At 64.6% G+C, this 23,896-nt stretch carries 20 protein-coding genes; 11 read left to right on the top strand and 9 right to left on the bottom strand.

The features are described 5' to 3' along the window. Window positions 1-63: 63 nt before the first annotated feature. Complete coding sequence (locus J2X38_RS07400; protein WP_310252799.1) at window positions 64-1,068, bottom strand: dipeptide epimerase; 1,005 nt, start codon at window positions 1,066-1,068, stop codon at window positions 64-66. Then, window positions 1,068-3,047 carry a serine hydrolase domain-containing protein gene (locus J2X38_RS07395; RefSeq protein WP_310252795.1) on the bottom strand — a complete coding sequence of 660 codons (1,980 nt, stop codon included), beginning with the start codon at window positions 3,045-3,047 and terminating at the stop codon, window positions 1,068-1,070. Before J2X38_RS07395 ends, J2X38_RS07400 begins: the two co-directional genes overlap by 1 nt. A 142-nt stretch (window positions 3,048-3,189) precedes the next feature. Here J2X38_RS07395 and J2X38_RS07390 point away from each other — a divergent pair, with 142 nt between their 5' ends. Both J2X38_RS07390 and J2X38_RS07385 read left to right on the top strand, forming a co-directional pair. Further along, window positions 3,190-3,813 (top strand): helix-turn-helix domain-containing protein, encoded by a 624-nt coding sequence (locus J2X38_RS07390; RefSeq protein WP_058539452.1) that lies wholly within the window; start codon window positions 3,190-3,192, stop codon window positions 3,811-3,813. A gap of 23 nt (window positions 3,814-3,836) precedes the next feature. After that, entirely contained in the window at window positions 3,837-5,534 is a 1,698-nt protein-coding gene (locus J2X38_RS07385; RefSeq protein ID WP_310252792.1) for a D-aminoacylase, read from the top strand. On the opposite strand, the gene J2X38_RS07380 is transcribed toward J2X38_RS07385, so the two are convergent. Together J2X38_RS07380 and J2X38_RS07375 are read right to left on the bottom strand one after the other, a co-directional pair. Then, window positions 5,531-6,427, bottom strand: coding sequence for an oxygenase MpaB family protein (locus tag J2X38_RS07380; RefSeq protein ID WP_310252791.1), 897 nt, complete (start codon window positions 6,425-6,427; stop codon window positions 5,531-5,533). The two genes, J2X38_RS07385 and J2X38_RS07380, sit on opposite strands and share 4 nt — an antisense overlap. Window positions 6,428-6,560: 133 nt before the next feature. Further along, a complete protein-coding gene (locus J2X38_RS07375; RefSeq protein ID WP_310252789.1) occupies window positions 6,561-9,002 on the bottom strand; it encodes a TonB-dependent receptor domain-containing protein in 2,442 nt (813 codons plus the stop codon). Window positions 9,003-9,153: 151 nt separating this feature from the next. Between J2X38_RS07375 and J2X38_RS07370 the strand changes: the two genes are divergently transcribed. Both J2X38_RS07370 and J2X38_RS07365 read left to right on the top strand, forming a co-directional pair. Then, the gene (locus tag J2X38_RS07370) at window positions 9,154-9,900 is read left to right on the top strand and encodes a helix-turn-helix transcriptional regulator (RefSeq protein ID WP_310252787.1); all 747 of its coding nucleotides are present in this window, start codon (window positions 9,154-9,156) and stop codon (window positions 9,898-9,900) included. 55 nt (window positions 9,901-9,955) lie between these two features. Further along, entirely contained in the window at window positions 9,956-11,080 is a 1,125-nt protein-coding gene (locus J2X38_RS07365; RefSeq protein ID WP_310252785.1) for an acyl-CoA dehydrogenase family protein, read from the top strand. On the opposite strand, the gene J2X38_RS07360 is transcribed toward J2X38_RS07365, so the two are convergent. Then, window positions 11,077-12,099: an acyl-CoA dehydrogenase family protein gene (locus J2X38_RS07360; RefSeq protein WP_310252784.1), complete on the bottom strand. Its 1,023-nt coding sequence runs from the start codon at window positions 12,097-12,099 to the stop codon at window positions 11,077-11,079. The genes J2X38_RS07365 and J2X38_RS07360 overlap by 4 nt on opposite strands. Window positions 12,100-12,309: 210 nt before the next feature. On the opposite strand from J2X38_RS07360, the gene J2X38_RS07355 reads away from it, so the two are divergent. After that, window positions 12,310-13,221: a DMT family transporter gene (locus tag J2X38_RS07355; protein WP_310252782.1), complete on the top strand. Its 912-nt coding sequence runs from the start codon at window positions 12,310-12,312 to the stop codon at window positions 13,219-13,221. On the opposite strand, the gene J2X38_RS07350 is transcribed toward J2X38_RS07355, so the two are convergent. Continuing rightward, the gene (locus J2X38_RS07350; protein ID WP_310252780.1) at window positions 13,218-14,120 is read right to left on the bottom strand and encodes a hydroxymethylglutaryl-CoA lyase; all 903 of its coding nucleotides are present in this window, start codon (window positions 14,118-14,120) and stop codon (window positions 13,218-13,220) included. The genes J2X38_RS07355 and J2X38_RS07350 overlap by 4 nt on opposite strands. A gap of 118 nt (window positions 14,121-14,238) precedes the next feature. On the opposite strand from J2X38_RS07350, the gene J2X38_RS07345 reads away from it, so the two are divergent. Both J2X38_RS07345 and J2X38_RS07340 read left to right on the top strand, forming a co-directional pair. After that, window positions 14,239-15,402 (top strand): CoA transferase, encoded by a 1,164-nt coding sequence (locus J2X38_RS07345; protein ID WP_310252778.1) that lies wholly within the window; start codon window positions 14,239-14,241, stop codon window positions 15,400-15,402. A 4-nt stretch (window positions 15,403-15,406) separates the two neighbouring features. Then, a complete protein-coding gene (locus J2X38_RS07340; RefSeq protein ID WP_310252776.1) occupies window positions 15,407-16,111 on the top strand; it encodes a glutathione S-transferase N-terminal domain-containing protein in 705 nt (234 codons plus the stop codon). A 201-nt stretch (window positions 16,112-16,312) separates the two neighbouring features. On the opposite strand, the gene J2X38_RS07335 is transcribed toward J2X38_RS07340, so the two are convergent. Further along, window positions 16,313-17,038, bottom strand: a complete 726-nt coding sequence (locus J2X38_RS07335; protein WP_310252774.1) for a glutathione binding-like protein — start codon at window positions 17,036-17,038, stop codon at window positions 16,313-16,315. Window position 17,039: 1 nt separating this feature from the next. Continuing rightward, on the bottom strand, window positions 17,040-17,546 hold the full coding sequence (locus J2X38_RS07330; protein WP_310252773.1) for a DUF3237 domain-containing protein: 507 nt from the start codon (window positions 17,544-17,546) through the stop codon (window positions 17,040-17,042). A 122-nt stretch (window positions 17,547-17,668) separates the two neighbouring features. Between J2X38_RS07330 and J2X38_RS07325 the strand changes: the two genes are divergently transcribed. Both J2X38_RS07325 and J2X38_RS07320 read left to right on the top strand, forming a co-directional pair. Then, complete coding sequence (locus tag J2X38_RS07325) at window positions 17,669-19,933, top strand: TonB-dependent receptor domain-containing protein (protein ID WP_310252770.1); 2,265 nt, start codon at window positions 17,669-17,671, stop codon at window positions 19,931-19,933. 100 nt (window positions 19,934-20,033) lie between these two features. Beyond that, the gene (locus J2X38_RS07320) at window positions 20,034-20,744 is read left to right on the top strand and encodes a glutathione binding-like protein (RefSeq protein WP_310252768.1); all 711 of its coding nucleotides are present in this window, start codon (window positions 20,034-20,036) and stop codon (window positions 20,742-20,744) included. Between the two features lie 93 nt (window positions 20,745-20,837). Here J2X38_RS07320 and J2X38_RS07315 read toward each other — a convergent pair whose 3' ends face one another. Continuing rightward, window positions 20,838-21,605 carry an SDR family oxidoreductase gene (locus J2X38_RS07315; RefSeq protein WP_310252766.1) on the bottom strand — a complete coding sequence of 256 codons (768 nt, stop codon included), beginning with the start codon at window positions 21,603-21,605 and terminating at the stop codon, window positions 20,838-20,840. Between the two features lie 108 nt (window positions 21,606-21,713). Here J2X38_RS07315 and J2X38_RS07310 point away from each other — a divergent pair, with 108 nt between their 5' ends. Together J2X38_RS07310 and J2X38_RS07305 are read left to right on the top strand one after the other, a co-directional pair. Further along, window positions 21,714-23,009 (top strand): MFS transporter, encoded by a 1,296-nt coding sequence (locus tag J2X38_RS07310; protein ID WP_310252764.1) that lies wholly within the window; start codon window positions 21,714-21,716, stop codon window positions 23,007-23,009. Then, window positions 23,006-23,893, top strand: coding sequence for an SDR family NAD(P)-dependent oxidoreductase (locus tag J2X38_RS07305; protein WP_310252763.1), 888 nt, complete (start codon window positions 23,006-23,008; stop codon window positions 23,891-23,893). Before J2X38_RS07310 ends, J2X38_RS07305 begins: the two co-directional genes overlap by 4 nt. The last annotated feature ends 3 nt before the right edge of the window (window positions 23,894-23,896 follow it).

Below are 23,896 nucleotides of genomic sequence, written 5' to 3'. Positions count from 1 at the left end.
TTTCAATTTATACTATTGTCCTAATCAGAAAATTGTCAACCGGTTTAGGACACAAATTTGTCATTATCCCCAAATTCCGGCCGGGCAATGGATCATGCCATCGCGATAGCTGACGCCCGGATCGCGATCGCGCGCAAGGAAGGTCGGCCCGTCGAGGTCGACGATGTCGCAAAGCTGACCGACGAGATAGGATGGCGCCATCGACAGGCTGGTGCCCATCATATTGCCGACCATGACGTCGAGGCCGAGCTTCTTCGCCTGCCGCGCGATCGCCAGCCCCTCGGTCAGCCCGCCGCATTTATCGAGCTTGATATTCACGACGTCGAAGCGGCCGACGAGCGACGCGGTGTCGGCGAGCGACAGCGCGCTTTCGTCGGCGACGAACGGCAAGGGGCGCTTCAATCCGTCGAGATCGGCCTCGCGCCCCCGCTTCAGCGGCTGTTCGAGCTGCGCCACGCGCGCCGACACCAGCACGGGCAGCAATTCGGCGAGCGTCGCCACGTCATAACCCTGATTGGCATCGACCCCGATCCACGCGTGCGGCCGCGCGGTGCGGATCGCGACGACGCGCGCGATATCGTCGGCAAGATCGCCGGTCAGCTTGACCTTGATCGGGGCATCCGGATCGATCGCGAGCGCGGCTTTCGCCATCGTCTCCGCACGATCGGCCCCGAGCGTCAGCGTCGAGCGCAGCGCCTTGGGCGGGCTTAGCCCGGCGAGTTCCCATACCGGGAGCCCCGTCTGTTTGGCCTCCAGGTCCCAGAAGGCGCAATCGAGCGTGTTGCGCGCACCGCCCGGGGGAAGGAGCTGTTGCAGATCATCGCGCGTTGCGCCGTCTTCGATCGCCCCGCGCACGCGCGTCGCCTCTGCCAGCATATGGTCGATATCGTCGCCGAGATAATAGACCCCGGCGCTCTCGCCGCGCCCGACGTGCGTCCCGTCGGAAAGCTCGGCGACGAGCAGCGCGGTTTCGGTGAAGACATGCCCCGAAATGCGAAACGGCTGATGGTAGGAAAAACGCTCGACCCGAAGGTCGAGCGTCAATTCCCGCATGCGCTGCGTCGCCATCAATAGACCATCCCGAAGCCATAGAGATGGAAGACGAGCGTCACCCAGACGAGGATCAGCGCGGCGAGGATCAGCAGCACCGCGCCGAGTTTCATCGTCCAGCGGCGCTTGTCCTTGATACCGAGCCACAGGTGCCAGCCCGCCGTGATGAGCAGGCCGAAGGCGGCGAGCGGCGTCACGATGCGCAGCAGGTGGATCAGCCAGTCGAGCGGGCCGCCGAGGCTGCCGATATCGGCCGAGAAGGCCGCGATCAGCCCGATCCAGCCGGCGAGTGCGCCGAGCGCGAGCCAGGCGAAGACCCGCGACAGGCGGTAGGCGCGCCGCGCCTTGCCCTCGAGCGCGAAGTCCGCCTTGAAGCTGCGGCGTACCAGCGCCCGCACCGGCCATGCCAGCGCCGCGAGCAGGATGATGCCGAAAGCGAAGATCAGCGCGGGGTTGAGCCATGCGGCATTGACGCTCGCCGGGGCGGGTTCGAACACCATGAAGGGCGAACCGCCATCGACGCTCCAGCGCACGACGCGGCCGTCCTTGACCTCGGCGGCAACACGCTCGCCAGTGCCGGTGTCGCGCCATACGAAGGGCTCGACCTCGACCCAGTCGCGTGCGCCGGCACCAAGGCCGTCGAGCGCCGGCAGCGTGATCTTGCCGTCCTCGGTCAGCGAGATCGTCAACTGGCCGAGCAGGCCGAACAGGCTGGCAAAATTGGTGAAGCTGCCGCGGCTGCTAACATAATGGCCGACCATCATTTGCGCATGTTCTTTGGCGGTTTTGGCGTCGACGGTGCCGGGCTTCTCGCTGCCGGGCAGGTAGCGATCGGCGAATTTGTGGAACAGCGCGCTGCGGATCGCGCCCGCATCGCCCTGCGTGCCCGCGCTGTTCATCGAGATATAGACGCCGATGTCGGCGTCGGGGAACAGCCACAGATAGGAGTGGAACCAGACGGTATCGCCGCCATGCGCGATCGCGCGGTGGCCGTTGACCCATTGTTCGTAGAAGCCGAGCGCCATGCTGTTGAGCGGGCCGACACCGGGCGCCTTGAAATCATGCATCTGCTTCGCGGTTTCGGGCTTCAGTAGGCCCGCACCGTCGTTCAGATGCGCGATCATGAACTTGCCCATATCGGCGCCGCTCGCCGACAGGCTGCCCGCGGGTGCCGGGACGACGATCTCGAACGGCTTCGCCTTTTGCGTGACGTCGGGATAGCCCTTTGCCATATGCGGCGCGAGATGGGCGGGCAGCGGCTGGCGGAAGGTCGAATGCGCCATGCCGAGCGGCTGGAAGATATGATTGTCGACATAATCGTCGAAATCCTCGCCGCTGACGCGCTCGACGATATAGCCCGCGAGCGCGGTCGCATAGTTCGAGTAAGCGGGCGTCGTACCCGGCGCGAAGACGCGGTCGGGCAGCGCGAGCGGCATCTGCTTCTTCAGCGTCATCACCGCTTTGGGATCGCTGCTGATCAGATGGCGGATCGATTCCTGGAAACCCGCGGTGTGCGTCATGATGTTGCGCATCGTGACCGGCTTGCCCTCATAGGGCGGAATCTTGAAATCGAGATAGGCGTTGACGTCCTTGTCGAGGTCGATCTTGCCCGCCTCGACCTGCTGCATCACCGCGGTCCAGGTGAAGAGCTTCGACACCGATCCCGGCCGGAACAGCGTGGTCTCGGGAAGAACCGGCGCGCGCTTGGCGACGTCGGAGAAGCCATAGCCCTTTTGGAGCACCACTTGATTGCCGCGCACGACGACGACGACCGCGCCCGGGATGCGCGCGCGTTCGAGCGCATAGGGCAGATAGCCGTCGAGCCAGGCTTCGAGATCCTTGGCGTCGAGCGCGACCGGCGCCGTGGCGGTTTTTGCAACCGGAACGGCGGCAGTTTCGACTTTCTTCACGGTGGGCGCGGGCACAGGCCCCTGCGCCGCCAGCGGCAGCGCGGCAAAAGCCGCCAGCCCGATCATCGCCTTGCGGATGAAACGCATCGCTTTCCCCTTTTCATTGTCGCGGCCTGTCACATCTTGCAGCAAGCCGCGCGACCCCTTACCAAGGGACCAACATCTATTGGCCCGATAGGGACATAATGATCCTGATTGGAAAATTGTCAAATATGGAATGGAAAAATTAATGGCTGATCGCGGAGCCCCGCCAACGCTCGGCACGGTGATGAAGAGCATTCGCTCGCGAAACGGCTGGACGCTCAAGGAAATGAGCGCGAAATCGGGCATTCCGGTGTCGACGCTGTCGAAGGTCGAGCACGACCGGCTGACGCTGAGCTATGACAAGCTCCAGCAGCTCAGCCAGCGACTCAACATCCGCATGTCGGACCTGTTCGCCGAGGATGACGAAGATACGGCCCCGCGCGTCACCGGCCGCCGCAGCATCGGCACGATCGACCAGGCGGTGCGCGTCACCACCGACAATTACGACTATCACTATCTGTGCACCGACCTGCGGCAAAAGCGGATGATCCCGATCATCACGCGAATCCGCGCGCACAGTGCGCGCGAATTCGGCGATCTCGTCCGCCATCAGGGTGAGGAATTCATCTTCGTCCTTGAGGGCGAGGTCGAGATTCACACCGAATTCTATGACCCCGTCGCGCTGAAGACGGGTCAGGGCATTTATCTCGATTCGTCGATGGGCCACGCCTATGTCGTCGCCGAGGGATATGAGGAGGCGCTGGTTCTCGGCGTCTGCTCAAGCGCCGACGACGGGCTGATGGACAGCCTGATGAGCCTGCACGGCTGACACCCCAGATCACGGAGAAACTGATGGCATCCCACCGGCGCTTCGCACCTTCCTTCATGCTGCTTTGCAGTTCGATGCTGGTATCCGCATCGGTGGCCGCACAGGCGCCCGCCTACGACCTCATCATCCGCGGCGGGACGATCTACGACGGGTCGGGCAAAGCGCCGGTCGTCGGCGACGTCGCGATCAAGGACGACCGTATCGTCGCGGTGGGCAAGGTCGACGGCACCGCGAAGACCGAGGTTGCGGCCAAGGGCATGGCGGTCGCGCCGGGCTTCATCAACATGCTGAGCTGGGCGACCGAGTCGCTGATCGCCGACCCCAAGAGCCAAAGCGACATAAGGCAGGGCGTCACGCTGGAGGTAATGGGCGAAGGCTGGTCGATGGGGCCGGTGAACGCCAAGATGAAGGCGCTGGAGACCGAACGCCAGGGCGACATCAAATTTCCGATCGAGTGGACGAGCCTCGGCGACTATCTGTCGTGGCTCGAAAAGCGCGGCGTTTCGACCAACGTCGCGAGCTTCGTTGGAGCCGCGACCGTGCGCGTCCACGAGCTGGGCGAAGGCGACGTCGACCCGACCCCAGAACAGCTCGGCCGGATGCGCACTCTCGTCCGTCAGGCGATGAACGAAGGCGCGATGGGGGTCGGCAGTTCGATCATCTATTCGCCGGGATCCTATGCCGAGACCGACGAGCTTGTCGCGCTGACCAGCGAAGCCGCGAAATGCGGCGGCATGTATATCAGCCATATGCGCTCCGAAGGCGACCGGATCGAGGAAGCCGTCGACGAGCTGATCGACATTTCGCGCCGCTCGGGCGCGCCGGCCGAAATCTATCACCTCAAGATGGCGGGGCGCAGCAACTGGGGCAAGCTCGACACGATCGTGAAGAAGATCGAGGCGGCGCGCGCCGAAGGGCTGAAGATCACGACCGACATGTACACCTATACCGCGGGTGCGACCGGGCTCGACGCCGCGATGCCGACGTGGGTGCAGGCAGGCGGGCTCGAGGAGTGGATCAAGCGGCTGAAAGACCCCGCGATCCGCGCGCGCGTCGCCGCCGAGATGAAGCAGCCGGGCAGCGACTGGGAAAATCTCTATTTCGGCGCGGGCGCCGACAAGATGATCCTGTCGGGGTTCAAGAATGACGCGCTGAAACCGCTGACCGGAAAGACGCTCGCCGAGGTCGCGGCGATGCGCGGCAAAAGCCCCGAAGAGGTCGCGATGGACCTCGTCGTCGAGGATGGCTCGCGCGTCGGCACCGTTTATTTCCTGATGTCCGAGGACAATGTGCGGAGGCAGATCCAGCTGCCATGGATGAGCTTCGGCTCCGACGCGGCGTCGCAGGCGACCGAGGGTGTCTTCCTGAAATCGGGTGCGCATCCGCGTACCTATGGCAATTTCGCGCGGCTGCTCGGGCGCTACGTCCGCGACGAAAAGCTGATCCCGCTCGAACAGGCGGTGTACCGCCTCACCACCCTGCCCGCGACCAATTTGGGCATCAAGGATCGCGGGGCGCTGAAGCCCGGCTATTACGCCGATGTCGTGGTGTTCGACCCGGCGACGATCGGCGACCGCTCGACCTTCGAGAAACCGCATCAATATTCGGTGGGGATGCGCGACGTTTTCGTCAACGGCGTTGGCGTGTTGCGGAACGGCGAGCATAGCGGCGCGACGCCGGGGCGCGCGGTACGCGGTGCGGGCTTTAATCGCTGCAGCTAGGCGGCGAGCAAGCGCCGCTGCTCGGCGGGTGATTTGAACAGGAAATCATGCGGCAGGCCGAGGCGGGCGCTCGCCTGACAATGCGGCGCGGTGCGATCGACGTGACGGTCGGCAAGCCGGCCGGCGATGCGCAGCGCGGTGCGGTCGAGCCGCGTCAGATCATAGCGCGGGCCGAGTTCGAGCTTGCGCCGGATATGCCCCGGAAGCAGCGACACAGACGCGCGCGCGATCGCGCGGTGAAGGAAGCGCGGCACGCCGGGCGCGGCGCGGCCCGACTGGATGATATCGAGGAATTCGAAGATGATCGGATGCGGCTCGAAGCACGGTTCGAGTTCGTCCATCATCGCCATGAAGGCATCCACCGTCGGCGGCGTATGCCGCGCCCCGAACTCGCGCCCGATCGCATCGCCATCGGCCATGAAGCGGTCCTTGTCGGCATCGCTGATCCGATGAACGAAACCGTCATAGGCCATCAGGAAGCCATAAGAAGCGGTTGCGGCGACCCAATCGAGCAATACCGGATCGAGCGCGCGATATTTCGTGCCGCCGGGCGTCTCGCCTTTGACCTTGCCATGCATCCGGTTCACCTGCCCGATGACGGCTTTCGCGCTGCTCGCGGGGCCATAGCAGGCGAGCATCGCGACGAGCCCGGTGCGGCGCGAGCGGCCGATCGGATCGGCCTTGTAGGTCGAATGGTCCCACACCCCCGATCGGATACGCGGCTCGGCGAATTCGAGCAGCACCGCAGCGATCCCGCCGATGCCGAGCGCGATCGGGTTCTTGTAGATACGCCAACGGACGCTGTCGGGCGCGAGCAGCGCGGGCTCGCCGAGGGGCGCGGCGAAATCGATCGCCGTCCCGAGATACTCATCCTGCATCGGCAGTCGCGCCATTCATTGCCTCCGGTAGAATGCGACCATTTCTATGCATCCCGTCATCCCGGCGCAGGCCGGGATCTCAACGTCGCGTCCTGATGCAAGGTCGAGATCCCGGCCTGTGCCGGGATGACAAAAATAGGTCTATATGCTAAAAGTCGTAACCCAAAGTCAGGCCATAGGTTCGCGGCTGGTTGGCGAAACGCACCACGACGTTGGCGTTGCTGGCGACCGCCGACCAATAATATTTGTCGAACAGGTTCTTTGCCCACAGCGACACCGACCAGCCGCTTTCGTCCTTCAGGCCAAGGCTCGCGTTGACCGTGCCATAGGCATCGACCTTGTAGAGATCGAGATCCTCGAAGATCGTGTTCGACTTGCTCTGGTAACGCGCGCTGACCGCGCCGGTCAGGTTGACCGTGTCGCTGACCGGCGTGTCGTAAGCGAGCGTCAGGCTGCCCTGAAATTTGGGGCTGTAGATGAATTCGGCGCCGTCGAAATTCTGCGGCTGTCCCGCCGCGTTGGTGCCGTTGTAGTCGTTGATCCGCGTTTTCAGATAGAGCGCATTGGCCGCGATCGTAAGGCCGGTCGCCGGGCGGATCGTCAACTCGCCCTCGACGCCATAAGCCTCGCTGTCGGGCACATTATCGAGCCGCGAGAGCGCGGTGTAGATCGGGTCGGCAAAATAGGTGCTGATCTGCTTGTCGCGATAATCATAATAGAAGGCCGAGAGATTGGCCTGCACCGCGCGGTCGGCGAGCGTCGCCTTCACGCCGACTTCGTAGGCGGTCAACTTTTCCTGTTTCACCGGCGCATTCTGGCGCGCGAGGTTTGCGGCGTTGATCGGCGTCGTCCCCGATTTATAGCCGCGCGACACCGAGGCGTAGAGCAAGGTGTCGTCGTTCGGCGACCAGTCGAGCGCGACGCGCCAGGCGACGTTGTTTTCCTTGAGCAGCGACTGCACCTCGCCGAAGGTGCCCGTCGCGGGGTCGAAGGTGTTGCACTGCCCTTGCGAAATCTGCGGCGCGAGCACGCCATAGGTTTGCAGATAGAGCGCGCGGTTCACGACGTTGACGTTGGGCAGCATATTGCCGTTGAAGTCGCGCGAGCAGCCGTTGTAGCGCTGTTTGTCCTCGGTATAGCGCACCCCGACGGTGAGCTTGAGCTGGTCGGTCAGTTCGGCATCGGCGTTGCCGAAAATGCTCCAGGTCTTGGTGCGGATGCGCCCGAAATCCTCATAGGTGCGAAAAGCCTGGCTGAGTTGCAGCGGGGTATAGCCGCCCGAATTGAAGATCGGGCTGGCGAGAAGCGGCGCCCCCGCCGCGCGGATCAGCCCGACGTTGGCGTTCTGGCCGAGCAGAGTGCGGTTGGAATCGATGATGCGGTCGTTCGCAAAATAGCCGCCGACGAGCCAGTTCACCGCGCCCGCCTCGCCCTCGACATGCAGTTCCTGCGCAAAGCTCTTGATCCGCCCGACGGTGTTCTGGAGCAGGATTTCGAACGGCGCGCCGCTCCAGTCGGAGAGCGCGTTGCGCTTGAAGTCGTTGTAGCTGGTGAGCGAAACGAGCTTCGCCGTCTCACCGAGATCCTGGTCCCAGCGCAGCTTGAGACCCCAGAAACGATTATCCTCGGCGAGCGGGCCATCGAGACCGAGCCCGGTGCCGATATCGGCCGAGCGCGACGCTTCGGGCGCCCAGTCGGCTTGGCTCGCCTTGGTCGGGAAATTGTTCGCCAGATAAGTGGCAAGCCCCGGCGCGTTGAAGAAGCGCGAGTTGCTGGTGCCGCTGACCGGGTTGGTCGCGGGGGTGAAACCGATCCCCTGCCCGGCAACGGTGTCCGACTTGTTGCGCCAATATGTGACCGACAGATCGAAATGCGTCCCCGGCGCGGGATCGATCGCGAGCGACCCGCGCACGCCATATTTCTCGACCTCGCCGAGCCGTTCGCCCCGCGTATTGCTGACCTGCCAGCCCTTGTCGCCATTCTCGCTGCGGAACGCGATGCGCGCCGCGATTCCCTCGCCGAGCGGACCCGAGATGTGACCACCGATATTATACGTCTGATAGTTACCGAGATCGGCCTTGATGCTGCCCTCGAAGCTGTCGGTCGGTTTGGCGGTGATGAAGTTGATCAGGCCCGCGGTCGTGTTGCGGCCATAGAGCGTGCCCTGCGGCCCCTTGAGCACTTCGACGCGTTCGAGGTCCATGACCGGGCCGGTGTTCATGATCGGATAGGCGTAGGCGACTTCGTCCACGTAAGTACCGACGGTCGAGGTCGAGGAGAGGTTGATCGTGTTGAAGCCGATCCCGCGCAGCGTATAGGTTGGCACGCCCTGATAGCTTTGCGAGACGGTGAAGCTCGGCGCCACCGTGGTGAGGTCGCGCATGTCGGTGACGCGGAGGTTTTCGAGCGTCGCGCCGTCGACCGCCTGAATCGCCATGCCGACGTCGTTCATCGATTCGGCGCGGCGCTGCGCAGTGACGATGATGTCGCCTTCGGCCGCGACCGTATTGGCGGGCGCTTCCTCGGCGGCGAACGCCGGCACCGCCAGGGCGAGCCCCATCGCGGAACCCGCGCCCAGGAAAATACGCATTGCCTTCATCACTCATCCTCCCTCAAACGGCTTGTCGCGGAGCTCGTCTTTGTGCGAGCGTCGCGCGAAACCGGACCGTGACAAAACAGAGGATTGCGGCCGGACGAACAAGCTGACACCTGTGTCAGGATAGCGGAGGGAAAAGCGGAGCATGGATCATCAGCGCGAATCCTGGGCGGAAATGCCCGCGCTGATTGCAGCGGTGCAGGCAGCGGGCGACAAGATCGGCCTGCCCTTCGTCGCGGCGCAGGCCGACCTCGGCGACCCCGAACCGATGAGCGACGAGGCGGGTCGCCCCTATGCCGAAACGAGTTTCCGATGGGTCGACCCGAACTATGCCTATTGGCGCGACCGCAAGCTGGCGTTGCAACTGGCTTTCCTGACCGCCGCGCGGCTCGTCGCCGAACCCTTTTATTACAGCGATGGACATCTCGGCACATGGCGGCCGACGCATCTGCTCGACGAGGTGGACTGCTCGCAGGCGAAAAACACGCCCAATTTCGGCGAGGCGATCATCGCGCCGGTGCATCTGCCGCGCGGGCTGGTCGGCGCCGTCTTCTGGTGCTCACGCGAACCCGTCGGGGTCGAGGCGCTGTTCGCAAAGCACGCCGGCGACTTGCAAAATCTCGCGCTCAAACTCGTCGCGACGCACAATGAAGCACGCGACCGGCCGCGCAACGCCACCGTGCCGCAGACGCTGACCCGCCGCGAGGTGCAGTGCCTGCGCTGGGCGGCGGCGGGCAAGACCGATGGCGAGATCGGCATCATCCTGTCGCTGTCGGTGTCGACGGTGCGGTTCCACCTGCGCAACGCGGCGGCAAAGCTCGGCGCGACCGGGCGCGCGCAGTCGATCCAGATCGCCGCAGGACTCGGCTTCGTCGGCGCGCGCGCGGCCTGACGCAGGTGCCAGCTTGGCCCCGCTTTACCGCAACCTACAAGTCCGGGGCATGGACATGCTGAACGACCCGGCGCTCACCGCCTTTCGCGAAGAGGTTCGCGCCTTCCTGACCGCGAATTTGCCCGACGATATCCGCCGCGGTGCGGCGCGTGCGACAAGCGTCTTTATCGATCCCGACATCTCGCTGCCGTGGCAGCGCATCCTCCATGCCAAAGGCTGGGCAGCGCCCGACTGGCCCGCCGAATTCGGCGGCCCGGGATGGAGCGAGATCGAACGTTACATCTTCGCCGCCGAGTGCGCGCAGGCCGGGGCACCGAACCTCGCGCCGATGGGTCTCAAGATGGTCGCCCCGGTGATCATGCATTATGGCAGCGCCGAACAGCGCGCGCATTATCTGCCGCGCATATTGTCGGGCGAGGATTATTGGTGCCAGGGCTTTTCGGAACCCGGCGCGGGATCCGACCTGGCCGCGCTGCAATTGCGCGCGGTGCCCGATGGCAGCGATTATATCCTGAACGGGTCGAAGATCTGGACGACGCACGCGCATTTCGCCAACCGCATGTTCGCACTTGTCCGCACGTCGAACGAAGGCAAGCCGCAGGCGGGGATCAGCTTCCTGCTGCTCGACATGGCGACGCCGGGGATCATAGTCGAACCGATCCGCACGCTCGCGGGCGACCATGAATTCAATCAGGTCTTCTTCGACGACGTCCGCGTCCCGCAGGCGAACCGGCTGGGCGAAGAGAATGAAGGCTGGTCGGTCGCGAAGCATCTGCTGACCTTCGAGCGCGGCGGCAAATATGCGCCGGGGCTGATCGGACGGCTCGAACGGCTGCGCGCGCGCGACGACATCGAACCGGTGCTGCGCGCGCAGCTCGACCGCGAGGCGGTGACGCTGAAGGCGCTGCAGGCGCTCGAGATGAAGGCGATGCGCGGCGTTGGCGGCAGCGCGGCCCTCTATGCCTCGGCGCTCAAGATACTGGGAACCGAGACCGCGCAGCGCATCGACACATTGGCGTGCGAAATCGCGGGCCACGCGGCATGGGCCGACGCCGACGGGCAGACGCCCGCCGAACTGGCGGTCGCGGTGCCGCGCTACCTCAACGACCGCGCGGCGACCATCTACGCCGGATCGAACGAGATCCAGCGCGACCTGATCGCAAGGACGATGCTGGGTTAGGCAGCCGCCTCGGCAAAACGCGCAAGATGACCGGCGCGCGGGCCGAATGCCGCCGCAATCGCGAGCGCGCGCTTGAAATGGCCGCCGAGGTTGAGCTCCTCGGTCAGCCCCATCGCACCGTGGATCTGTACCGCGCTTTCGCCGACGATGCGCACCGCGTCGCCGACCTCGATGCAGGCGGCGCTGACCGCCTGGGCGCGGTCGGCGCGGCCTTGATCGACCGCGAGGATCGCTTCCTCGGTCAGCGCCGCCGCCTTCATCGCCGCGAGTTGCATGTCGGCCGCGCGGTGGCGCAGCGACTGGAAACGCCCGATCGGCGTGCCGAACTGCTTGCGTTGGCCGAGATAATCGATGCTGTCGGCAATCATTCGCTGCATCAGGCCGACCGCTTCGGCGCAGCGCGCCGCAAGGATCAGGTCGTTCGCATAGTCGGCCGAAAGGCGCGCGGCGTCACCGCTCGCGAGCGAAGTGGCGTCCCCCGGCTTGAGCGTGAAGGCAAGGTCTGCCGAGACGCTGCCGTCGTGCATGATGCGATGCCGCTGTTCGACCTTGTCGCCATCGGCGGGGATGAGCAGCAACGCCTCGTCGCTCGCGAGGAGAAGCAAATCTGCTTCGGCTGCCCCTGCAACGAGTGCCGCGCTGCCGCGAGCCAGCTCGCCGTCGACGACGGGCATCGCTGCGGTCGAAGCCGTGCAGACGATGGCGATCCGGCGGCCGCCCACCGCAAGATCAGCCAGCGCCGGATGATCGGGCACGACCCGCGCCAGCAGCGCCGTTGCCGCGACGTGCGAAAGCCAGTCGGCGCCCGCGAGTGCCGGCCCCAGCTCGGCCATGACGACGGCGATGTCGATCGGACCGCCGCCGAAACCGCCGGCGCTTTCGGGCAGCGCGAGGCCGGCTAGCCCGAGCGACTCCGAAAGCTCGCGCCAGCCGGGACGCGCATTGTCGGCGAGGAAGCGCTGGATGCTATCACGCAGCATCTGTTGCTCGTCCGAAAGTGGCAGGTCGAGTTCGGCCATGTCAGATCGCTGGCCCGGCGGTATATATGTGCGTCATTTGCTCTCCCGCACCTGTCCTGCAACTTGCCGCGCCGCGGGTCTAGCTGATTGGCGTAACAGGTCGGGGGCAGCGATCGGTGCACGCCATATACTTAGTAATAAAACTATTGCATGGGGCCGCATGCACAGTGCGATACGAGTCGAAGATCAAATGCACGGGCAGCGGGCGGGATGAACCCGATCTGGCTTCCCGCCTCGCTGTTCGGCGGCCTGTTCCAGGCGTGGCGAACCGCGCTTCAGCAGCGGCTTCGCGCCGAGCTCAGCGTCAGCGGCGCGGGGTTAGTTCGCTATCTGTACGGCCTGCCCTTCGCACTCGTTTTCGCCGCGATCTGGCTGACGATCCAGCATGACGCGATCCCGGCGTTCGGCACCGCTTTCGGCGGTTTCGCGGTCGCCGGGGCGGTCACCCAGATGGCGGGGACGATCCTGCTCATCATGGCGTTCGGGCATCGCGGGTTCGTCGTCGGCACCGCCTTTTCAAAAACCGAAGCGGTGCAGGCGGCGCTCGTCACCGCGCTGTTCCTCGGCGAGCGGCTGCCGCTGCTCGCGTGGATCGGGATCGTTGCGGGGGTTGCTGGCGTGCTGGTGCTCGCGCTGGCCGGACGCGGGGTTTCAGGACGTGAGATATGGCGCGCACTGGGCCAGCCCGCCGCGCTGTGCGGGCTCGGCGCGGGATCGATGTTCGCGCTCGCCGCGATCGCTGTGAAGCTTGCGACCGCCGAGCTCGATGGCGTCGACCTGATCGGTTCGGCACTCGTCACGCTCGTTGTCGTGATGGCGATCCAGACCGGACTGCATCTCGCGTGGGTTTTGCTGCGCGACCGCGACACCGCGCGCGCAGTTTGCCGCACATGGCGGAACTCGAGCCAGGTCGGGCTGTTGTCGGCGCTCGGTTCGGCCTGCTGGTATATCGGCTTCGCGGCGGCGCCGGCGGCACTGGTGCGCATCGTCGGACAGGTCGAGGTCGTCTTCACGATCGGCTTCGCGCATTTCTACCTGCGCGAGCCGGTGCGCTGGCACGAGATCGTCGGGCTGCTGCTCGTCGTCGCCGGCGTGATGATGGCGCTGCTCGCGACCTTCTAGGGAAAGGCGGGCGCCTTGCTGACCATCGCCGGGAGCGGACGGCCCATCACGCCGGTGAGCCACCCGGCCGCCTCGACGACCCGCGGCAGCGTCACGCCCGTCCCGATGCCACTCTGTTCGAGCATGTAGATCACATCCTCGGTCGCGACATTGCCCGCCGCGCCGGGCGCGAAGGGACAGCCGCCGAGCCCGCCGAGCGACGCATCGACCGTGGCCGCGCCTTCGTTCACCGCCGCCCAGACATTCGCGACGCCGGTGCCGCGCGTGTTGTGGAAATGGACGCGCACGGGCAGGTCGCCGACCGCCTCGCGCACGCGGCCCACCATCTCGGAAACCTGCGCGGGCACGCCGACGCCGATCGTATCGGCGAGCGCTATTTCGCGTGGGGAAGCATCGGCGGCGCGCTTCGCCATTTCGACGACGCGATCGATCGCGACCTTGCCCTCGAACGGGCAGCCGAAGGCGGTCGCGATCGTGATCTGGCCGCTGCGCCCCGCCGCTTTCGCCAGCGCGACGATCTCCATCGCGGCGGCGAGCGATTCGTCCGAACTCTGCCCCTGATTGCGGATGCCGAAACTGTCGCTCGTCACGCACACCGCGCCGAGTTCGTCGATCCGCCCGGTCGCCAGCGCGCGCTCGGCGCCGCGGCGGTTGAGCACGAGGCCGATATAGGTCACATCGTCGCGGTCGGGCAGCATCGCCACCAGCTCCTCGGCGTCGGCGAGCTGCGGCACTTTCTTCGGATTGACGAAGCTCGTCACCTCGATACGGCGGACGCCATAGTCGATCGCGCGGCGGATCAGTTCGAGCTTGTCGGCGGTCGACACCACGGCCGCCTCGTTCTGCAGCCCGTCACGCGGGCCGACCTCGACCAGTTCCACGGCATGATATTTCAACATCTTGCGTCCCGATTATCCCGAGTCATTTAGCAGGTTGAAAATTACATAGCATTCTAAGTATACAAAGGCCATGGGCGAGGCAGGTCGTCTTACCAGAGTCGGCCGCGAAAGGAACGATATGAGCGAGACGGGCAGCGGGGGCGCGCTGGAAGGCATCAGGGTCGTCGAGATGGGGCAGCTCATCGCCGGTCCCTTCTGCGGCCAGCTTCTCGGCGACATGGGCGCCGAGATCGTCAAGCTCGAACCGCCGGAGACCGGCGACCAGATGCGCAACTGGGGCCAGGGCGACAAACCGAGCTGGTGGCGCGTGATCGCGCGCAACAAATATTCGGTCGCGGTCGATCTGCGCAGCGAAGAAGGTCAGAAGCTCGCACGCGAACTGATCGCCAAGGCGGACATATTGATCGAGAATTTCCGTCCGGGCACGCTCGAAAAATGGAATCTCGACCCCGCCGAGCTGCGCAAGACGAACCCCGGGCTGATCGTCGTGCGCGTGTCGGGTTACGGCCAGACCGGCCCCTATTCGTCGCGCGCCGGTTTCGGCGGCATCGGCGAGGCGATGGGCGGGTGGCGCGGCATCGTCGGCTTTCCCGACCTGCCGCCTGCACGCATGGGGGTCTCGATCGGCGACACGCTCGCCGCCACTTACGGTTGCATGGGCGCGCTCGCCGCCCTCCACCACCGCAGCAAGACGGGCGAAGGCCAGATCGTCGATTCGGCGCTCTATGAAGCGGTGCTGCAGGTGATGGAATCGACCGTGTCCGACTATTCGGCGAGCGGCACCAAGCGCCGCCGCACCGGGTCGACGCTGCCCGCGATCGCGCCGTCGAACGTCTATCCGTGCAAGGATGGCGAATATCTGATCGGCGCCAATCAGGACGGCGTCTTCGCGCGCCTCGCCGCCGCAATGGGGCGCCCCGAACTCGCGAGCGACGCGCGTTATGCGACGCACCGCGCGCGCGGGGTGCGGCAGGAGGAACTCGACGCGCTGATCGGCGAATGGACGAGCACGCTGACGATCGCCGAACTCGAAGCGAAGATGGTCGAAGCGGGGGTTCCCGCGGGTCGCGTCTTCGATGCCGAGGACATGATGGCTGACCCGCATTTCGCCGCGCGCGATGCGCTGGTGACGGTCGCCGACGACGAGTTCGGCGAGGTCACGATGCAGGGGGTGTTTCCCAAATTGTCAGCGACGCCGGGCAGCGTTCGCCGCCCTGCCCCGCTGACGGTCGGACAGGATAGCGCCGACGTATTGAAACGCTGGCTTGGACGGGAGGCCTGACGCGATGATCACGCTCTATGGTGGCCCGACCCCCAATGCGCGCAAGATCGCGATCGCGCTCCTCGAAATGGGGCTCGAATGGCGGCTCGAATATATCGACATCCTCGCAGGCGACCAGCTCACGCCCGAATTCCTCGCGCTCAACCCGAACAACAAGACGCCGGTGATCGTCGATGACGAAGGGCCCGGCGGCGCGCGGTTTGTGTTGTGGGAAACCGGCGCGATTCTGCTCTATCTTGCCGAGAAGACCGGGCGTTTCCTGCCCGCCGATCCGGCGAAGCGCGCGATCTGCTGGCAATGGCTGATGTTCCAGGTGTCGGGGGTCGGCCCGATGTTCGGGCAGGAAGTGCATTTCACCCATTATGCCAAGGACCGGCACGAATATGCGATCGCGCGCTACAGCCGCGAGGTCGACCGGCTGATGATGGTGATCGACAAGCGTCTCGGCGAGGCCGCGTGGCTCGCGGGCGCGGATTATACGATCGCCGACATGGCGACCCTGCCCTATCTGCGTCGCCAGCTCATCGAAAAGGCCGGGCGCTTCCCCAATGTCGATCGCTGGGGCGCCGCGATGCTCGAACGCCCGGCGGTCGCCGAAGGGATGACGGTCGGCGTCGCGCGTGCCGAGACGATCGAGGGCGGCCTTACCGGCTTCACCGACGAGCATCGCGCGATCCTGTGGGGTGACCGCCAGCACGCCAAACGCTGAGGCGGGCTGCGAAGCGGAAGAGCGATCCTCCGCTTTGGTGTGGGAAGTTGCCATCCCATTTTCGTCATCCCCGCGAAAGCGGAGCCCCAGAGCGTCCGTCGGCTGGCCTAGCCCTGGGTCCTCGCTTTCGCGGGGATGACGAAGTAAGAGGTGGAGCGGCAACTAGCGGTCGAAAGCAGACACTTGGCCGATCCCTCGACTTCAATCCCCATTCACCGCCGAATGGTTCGCGTCGCCGAACATGTTCGACCATTCCTTGTCGTCGAGCTTTTGGTGGCGGCCGACATATTTGGCCGGTGCTTTCAGATCCTCGCGCGCCATCGCACGCGCCACCGCCGGGCGTCCGCGGATCCGTTCGAACCAGCCATGCATCGCGGGCGATTCGTCGAGGTCCATGCCCATCACGAATGCGGAAGCGCGACCCGGCCAGATCGCCATGTCGGCGATCGTATAATCGTCGCCCGCGACATAGGCGCTTTTCTCCAGCCGCTTTTCGAGCACGGTGAGGAGGCGCTTCACTTCCTTCGTGTAGCGTTCGACCGCATAGTCCTCCCCCGCGGGCGCATAGCGCAGGAAATGACTCGCCTGCCCGCCCATCGGTCCGAGGCCCGCGACCTGCCAGGTCAGCCATGACAGGGTTGCCGCGCGCGCCGCGCCCGACGCGGGCAGGAAGCGCCCGCTCTTCTCGGCGAGATATTGCAGGATCGCGCCCGACTCGAACACGGTGATCGGGTCGCCTCCGCCTGCCGGATCCTGATCGACGATCGCGGGCAATTTGTGGTTCGGGTTGATGCGCCCGAACTCGGCGGTCAGCTGGTCGCCGTCGAAAATGTCATAGGGAATGACGCGGTAGGGTTCGCCGATTTCCTCGAGCATGATCGCGATCTTCTGGCCGTTCGGGGTCGCCGAATAATGGAGGTCGATCATTTCAAAGTATCTCGTGGATGACATGGCGTACCCCGAAATCGGTGCGTTCGCCGACGCCGACCGCGAGCACGCCGTTCAGCCAGCCATATTTGGCGCTCGCGGTTTCGAACACCGGCGCGATTCGCAGATAGTATCGCGACGGGTCGGCGTCGGGGACAGCGGGATCGATGAAGGTCGCGCGCACATCGTCGGGAATGATGTTGCGCCCGGTGTAGCTGAGGTAAATGAGCTCACCGTCATCGGTCTGCCACACCGCGCGGGCATCGAAGGTACCGACCGAAGCATCGTCGCCAAGCCGCCCGCTGCGCGACCAGTTCCCGCCGCCCGGCAAGACTATACCATTGATACGCGGACCGAAAAATCGGCCGCCGCTGATATAGCCGAGCCGTTGGTCGCCGAACGGCGACACGCCAATGCCGATGATCCCGCCCCCCACCTCGAACTCGACGGTGCACAGATGGCGCGTAGCGAGTGCGATCGGGGCGGTCTGCGTATTTTCTTCGTTCATAATGCGAATCCTCTTCCTGCCTATGGACAAGCATAAAACCATTAGTATACTAAGGGTCAATCAGATTGACGGATCGGAAGGCTTTCCGGGACCGCGACGATAAGCTCTATGGGAGGGTGAAGATGAAGGCGCATAACCAGTTCCTGCTGTCCGGCGTGGCGGCGATCGCGATGCTAGCCAATGCCGCACCGGCGATGGCGCAGGCAGCCCCCGCCGACACGGCGGACGTCGACGACAGCAACGCAAACGAAATCATCGTCACCGCCCAAAAGCGCGAACAGAATCTGCAAAACGTGCCGATTTCGATGGAAGTCGTGAGCGGCGCAAAGCTCGCCGAGTTCAACACCAGCGATATCAAGGCGGTGATGAACTACACGCCGAACGTCTTCGTTCAGTCGACCGCGGGCAACGACGTCATCTATATCCGCGGCTTCGGTTCGCCGCCGGCGAACTTCGCGTTCGACCAATCGGTCTCGCTCTATGTCGACGGCATCTATGCCGGCCGCAACCGCCAGGCGCAGGCTCCCTTCTTCGACCTCGCGCGCGTCGAGGTGCTGCGCGGGCCGCAGGGCGCCTTGTTCGGCAAGAACACCGCCGCGGGCGCGGTCAGCGTCGTGTCGGCGGGTCCGACGAAGGATTTCGAAGGCGCAATCACCGGCCTTTACAACTTCGACCACAAGGGCACCGATTTCTCGGGCTATCTGTCGGGGCCGATCAGCGACACGCTCGGCGCGCGCTTCGCGTACAAGATCGTCAACCAGGACGGCTATATCTATAACCGCGCGACCGATCACGACGATCCCGAAATCAAGTCGCAGCTGCTGCGCCTGACCGTGAAGTGGGAACCGTCGAACAATTTCGATTACACCGCGAAGGTCGAGTACGGAAACCGCGAAGTCATCGGCGGCATCACCGTGTCGAGCCCCCTGACCAGCGGCCAGGATCCGCAGACCACGCGTTACCTCGATCGCTCGGCACTCGGCGACGAGGGGAACAACAACAAGTCGGTGATGATCTCGGGCGTCGGCAACCTCGCGCTCGGCGACTTCACGCTGACTTCGGTCACCGGCTACAGCTGGTTCAAGTCGAAGATCGTCAACGGCTTCGACCAGACGATCCCGAACAGCGGCGGCGCCATTGTTCCCAATTCGGTGTACAATGCCTTCCCCGAACGCTTCGACCAGATTTCGCAGGAAATCCGCATCCTGTCGCCGACGGGCAAGACCTTCGAATTCATCGCGGGCGCCTATTACGACAAGTCCGATTACACGCTGGAGCAATTTCAGGGCTTCAACATCGCGGCGCTCAACTATTTCGGCCGCATCGACAGCCTCTTCCGGCAGAAAGCCGAATCCTGGTCGGTCTTTGGCCAGGCGACATTTAACATCAGCGATGCGTTCCGCGCGATCGGCAGCCTGCGTTACAGCCACACGAAGAAGGACGGCGATTTCGCCTCGCGGCTCGTCTATGGCCCCTTCGCGCTGCGCCCGATCTCGAGCGCCACGGGTTCGATCAGCGAAGGCAATGTCGACCCGTCGGTGACGCTGCAATATGACATCGCGCCGCGCATCATGATCTACGGCACCTGGGGCCGCGGTTCGAAGTCGGGCGGCTTCGTGTCGAATACGCTCGGTACGACGAGCGCGACCTTCACCTTCGAGCCCGAACAGTCGGAGAATTTCGAGGCGGGCATCAAGTCGACACTGTTCGACGGCAAGGTCGTCGCTAACCTCTCGGCCTATCACACCAAGTTCAAGGACCTTCAGGTTTCGGTGTATCAGCCCGCAATCTCGAGCTATCTGACCGGCAATGCCGCCGCGGCAACGTCGAAGGGCCTCGAAGGATCGCTCAGCATCTTTCCGACCCCCAATTTCGACATCAGCGCGTCGGCCGCCTATTCCGATATCAAATATGACAACTATCCCGGCGCGGCTTGCCTCGCCAGCCAGCCGTTGTCGGTTTGCAATCCCGCACAGACCGATCGGACGCAACCGAACCACGTCGCGAACAATAACCTGGCCGGTTACCCTGTTGCCTATTCGTCGAAATATACGGGAAGCGTAACAGCGCACGCGCGCTTCGACCTGTCGAGCGATCTGAAGTTCGATGTCACCGGCGTCGCGTCGGCGCGGTCGAAATATTTCAACTCGGACAACCAGAGCCCGATCTTCGGCGTCCAGAACGGCTATGTGAAGCTCGACCTTCGCGTCCAGCTCGCCGACCAGGACGATCGCTGGCACGTCGCGCTCGTCGGCAAGAATCTGACCAACGAGAAAACGATCGGCAGCGCATTCAACCTGCCGTCACCGATCACCGCGGCGCCGCGCGCGATCCTCTATCTCGAACCCACGCGCAACATTTCGGTCGAGGCCGGGATCAAGTTCTAGGTTCGAATATGATGTCCCAGGGATCGGCCGCGATCGAAGCTTTCCTCGACAGGGAAGCGGCGATCGCGGTCGTGACCTGTGTGAAGGGGTGAACCGCGCGATGATCGACGTCTATTTCACGCCCACGCCGAACGGCCACAAAGTGTCGATCATGCTCGAAGAGGTCGGGCTGCCGCACCAACTGCTCGCGATGAACATGCTCGAGGGTGATCATCTCACCCCCGAATATCGGCGCATCAATCCCAACGGCCGCCTGCCCGCGATCGTCGACCACGAGCCCATCGGCGGTGGGGCGCCTTTGCCGGTGTTCGAGAGCGGCGCGATCCTGCTGTATCTCGCCGAAAAGAGCGGGCAATTGCTTCCCGAAAGCCCGCGCCGCCGATCGCAGGCGCAGCAATGGTTGATGTGGCAAATGGCAAGCTTCGGCCCGATGCAGGGACAGGCGCATCATTTCATCCGCTATGCGCCCGAAGGGCAGACCTATCCGGTCGAACGCTATCGCAACGAAACGCTGCGCCTGCTCCACGTCCTCAACGGCCGGCTGAGCGAGGCCGACTATCTCGCCGAGGAATATTCGATCGCCGACATTGCCGCCTGGCCGTGGACGCGCGCGATCCGGGCGATCGGGCTGACGCTCGACGATTATCCAGCGGTCGCCGACTGGTTCGGACGCATCGGCGAGCGGCCCGCGGTGATGGCGGGGACCGACGTCAAGAATGCCGCGAACCTGTCGAGCGCGCGCCCGGTGCTGACCGAGGAACAGTGGTCGAACCTGTTCGGCAAGAATATGCTGGAAGCGCCGACGCGGTGAGCACGTCTTATCTCGTCATTCCCGCGAAAGCGGGAACCCAGTAGCAACGGCTGCTCGCTGGGTTCCCGCTTTCGCGGGAATGACGAAGGGTGGTTATACGGTGTCGGCGTGCCCCCATTGATATTCGACCTTGCCGCCGAGCCGCCGCACCGCAACCCAATCACCGCCCGCGAGGCTGTCGTCCTCGATCAGCGCCATGGCGCCGCCCGCAATATCCTCGGGCCGGCATGCCTCGTTATTCGCGAGCACCGTCTTCATCCATTCGGACTTGCCGCCCGCCCCCGTAGTGTCGAGGATCGGCGTATCGACCAGTCCCGGCAACATGCCCGCAACGCGAACGTTGCATTCGTCCTTCAACGGCGCGCAGCAGCGCGTGAACATCATCACCGCTGCTTTGGTTGTCGCATACATCGCGTCATAGAATCCGGTGCCAAGCGCCACCGTCGACACGGTGTTGACGATCACCCCGCCGCCGCGCTGGCGCATCGCCTGCACCGCAATCTGCGTCGCCGCGACGAGCGAGGTGATGTTAACGTCGATGATCCAGCGGATGCGCGCGGCATCGACGTCGGGAAATTGCGGCAGGCCCGATACCACCCCGGCATTGTTGTGCAGAATGTCGACGTCGCCATGCGCACGGAACCAGGCTTCGGTCGCGGGAATGTCCGACAGGTCGAGTGGGTGAATGCTCGCCCGCGCCCCCGCCGCCTCGACCAGCCGCGCGGTCTCGGCGAGCCCCGCTTCGTTGACATCGACCAGCGCGATCTCCGCCGCGCCGCGGCTGGCCAGCATCACCGCGGTCGCGCGGCCGATTCCGCCCGCCGAGCCCGTCACAATGGCGGTTTTGCCGTTGATATCCATCTCTTCTCTCCCGTCGACTTTGTCGTTACCGTAAAGCACGTTGACAGATAAACTTAAATACCTAAGTATTTTTGGAACGAGAAGACTCGTGCGTTTTTGGAGAGTGTGATGACAGAGGCGACTGCCCTCGATGGAGGCGCCATAGCGCCCGACCGCGGCCTTGCCGTGCGCCGCAACGTCGCGCTAGCCATGCTGTTCGTGGTCGGCACGATCAACTTCGTCGACCGCCAGCTTCTGTCGGTGCTCGTCGAGCCGATCCGCGCCGAAATGGATTTCAGCGACACGCAGTTCGGCCTGCTCACCGGCCTTGCCTTCGCGCTCTTCTATGCCGCGATGGGGGTGCCCGTCGCGATGATCGCCGACCGCTGGAACCGCGTGAAGCTGATCGGCATTGCGTGCGTCGTGTGGAGCGGGTTCACCGCCGCGTGCGGCTTTGCATCGAATTTCTGGCAACTCGCGCTGATGCGCTTCGGCGTCGGCGCGGGTGAAGCGGGCGGCACCGCGCCGTCGCTGTCGGTCATCGCCGACTATTATCCGCCGGCGCAGCGCCCGCTCGCGATCGGTATCTTCACGCTCAACGGCCCGTTCGGCGTCTTTGTGGGCGCGACCTTCGGTGCCTGGGCGGCCGCGAACATCGGATGGCGCAACGCCTTCATCCTGATCGGCATCGTCGGCGTCATTGTCGCGCCGATCCTGATCTGGCTTGTCCGCGAACCCGCACGCGGACAGATGGACGTGCAAAAGACGGCCGACGAAGCCCTGCCTTTTTCGCAGAGCCTTGCGATGTTCTGGCGCCGCCCGTCGCTCCGTATGGTGATGATCGGGAGCGGCCTCGCCGCCTTTACCAGCTATGGCATGCTCAACTGGATTCCGGCCTTCCTGATGCGGACGCAGAAAATGCCGCTCGATGCCATGGCGACCTATTTCGGCCCGGCGGCGGGCATCACCTTCGGCATCGGCATCCTCGGTGGCGGCTGGCTGGTCAGTCACCGCGCGAAGGTGTCCGCGCGCGCCTATGGCACCATTCCGGCGCTCGCGACCGCCGTGTTGATCCCGACCTTCATTGCCGCGCTGCTCGTCGACAGCTGGCAGCTCTCACTCGCGCTGATGCTGATCCCGATGGCGGCGTGCACCGCCTATGTCGCGCCCGCGCTCGCGCTGGTGCAGAATCTCACGCCGCCGCGCAGCCGCGCGACCGCCGCCGCGGTGCTGATGCTGATGTTCAACATCATCGGCCTCGGGCTCGGTCCGCTGTTCGCCGGGATCGTCAGCGATAGCCTGAAACCCGATTTTGGCGACGGCAGCCTCAGATGGGCGTTGATGGCGCTGATGCCCTTCGCCGCCGCGGCGGGGATCGCGCAGTTCCGTATGACGCGTTATCTCGAGAAGGATTTCGCCGAATGACCGATGTCGCGGGGAAGACCGCCTTCATCACCGGCGGCGCGAGCGGAATTGGGCTTGCCACCGCCAAGGCGCTGGCGGCCAAAGGCGCGTCGGTCATCCTCGCCGATATCGACGGCGCGGGCGCCGATGGTGCGGCCGAAACCCTGCGCGCCGAAGGCGCGAACACCCTCGGCCTCCAGCTCGACGTCACCAGCGAGGACAGCTGGGCGGCCGCGGGCGAACAGGCGCGTGAATTCGGCCCGGTGCGCATCCTGTTCAGCAACGCCGGGGTCGGCGGCGGATCGGGGCCGTTCGAGCAATATGACACCGACGTCTGGCGCTGGAACTATGCGGTCAACGCGCACGCGCATCTCTATGCCTGTCGCACCTTTCTCGGCGACATGAAGGCGTCGGGTGAGCCGAACCACCTCATCCTCACCGCATCGATGGTCGCGATCGTGCCGCCGCCGATCTCGGTTGCGTACATCAGCTCCAAATATGCCACGCTCGGCATTGCGATGGCGCTGCGCAACGAACTCGCCGAAACCTGCGTCGATATCTCGGTGTTGATGCCCGGCATGTCGGCGACGCGGATCGTCCAGACGACGCGCGACCTGCGCCCCGTCGAGGTCGAGGTCGGCAAGGCTGCGGCGACGAGCCAGGCGATGCAGGGCGTGCTCGCGGGCGGCATGTCGCCCGAAAAGATCGGCGAGCGCGTCGTCGAGGCGATCGAAGCCGGCGACTATTGGATCTTCACCCACCCCGAATGGAAGGCGATGGCCGAGCTGGTGACGCAGGATATGCTGGCGTCCTTCGGCCCCTCGGCCGATCCGGCGTACCGGGGTGACGATATCGACGGGCTGATCGCCGCCAACGGCGGCCGCATGTTCGGCGCCAAAGCATAAGGA

This window comes from Sphingopyxis sp. BE235, from assembly GCF_031457175.1.
Taxonomy (GTDB): domain Bacteria; phylum Pseudomonadota; class Alphaproteobacteria; order Sphingomonadales; family Sphingomonadaceae; genus Sphingopyxis.
The sequence above is the reverse complement of the archived record's forward strand: the minus strand, read 5'-3'. Positions and strand labels throughout refer to the sequence as shown.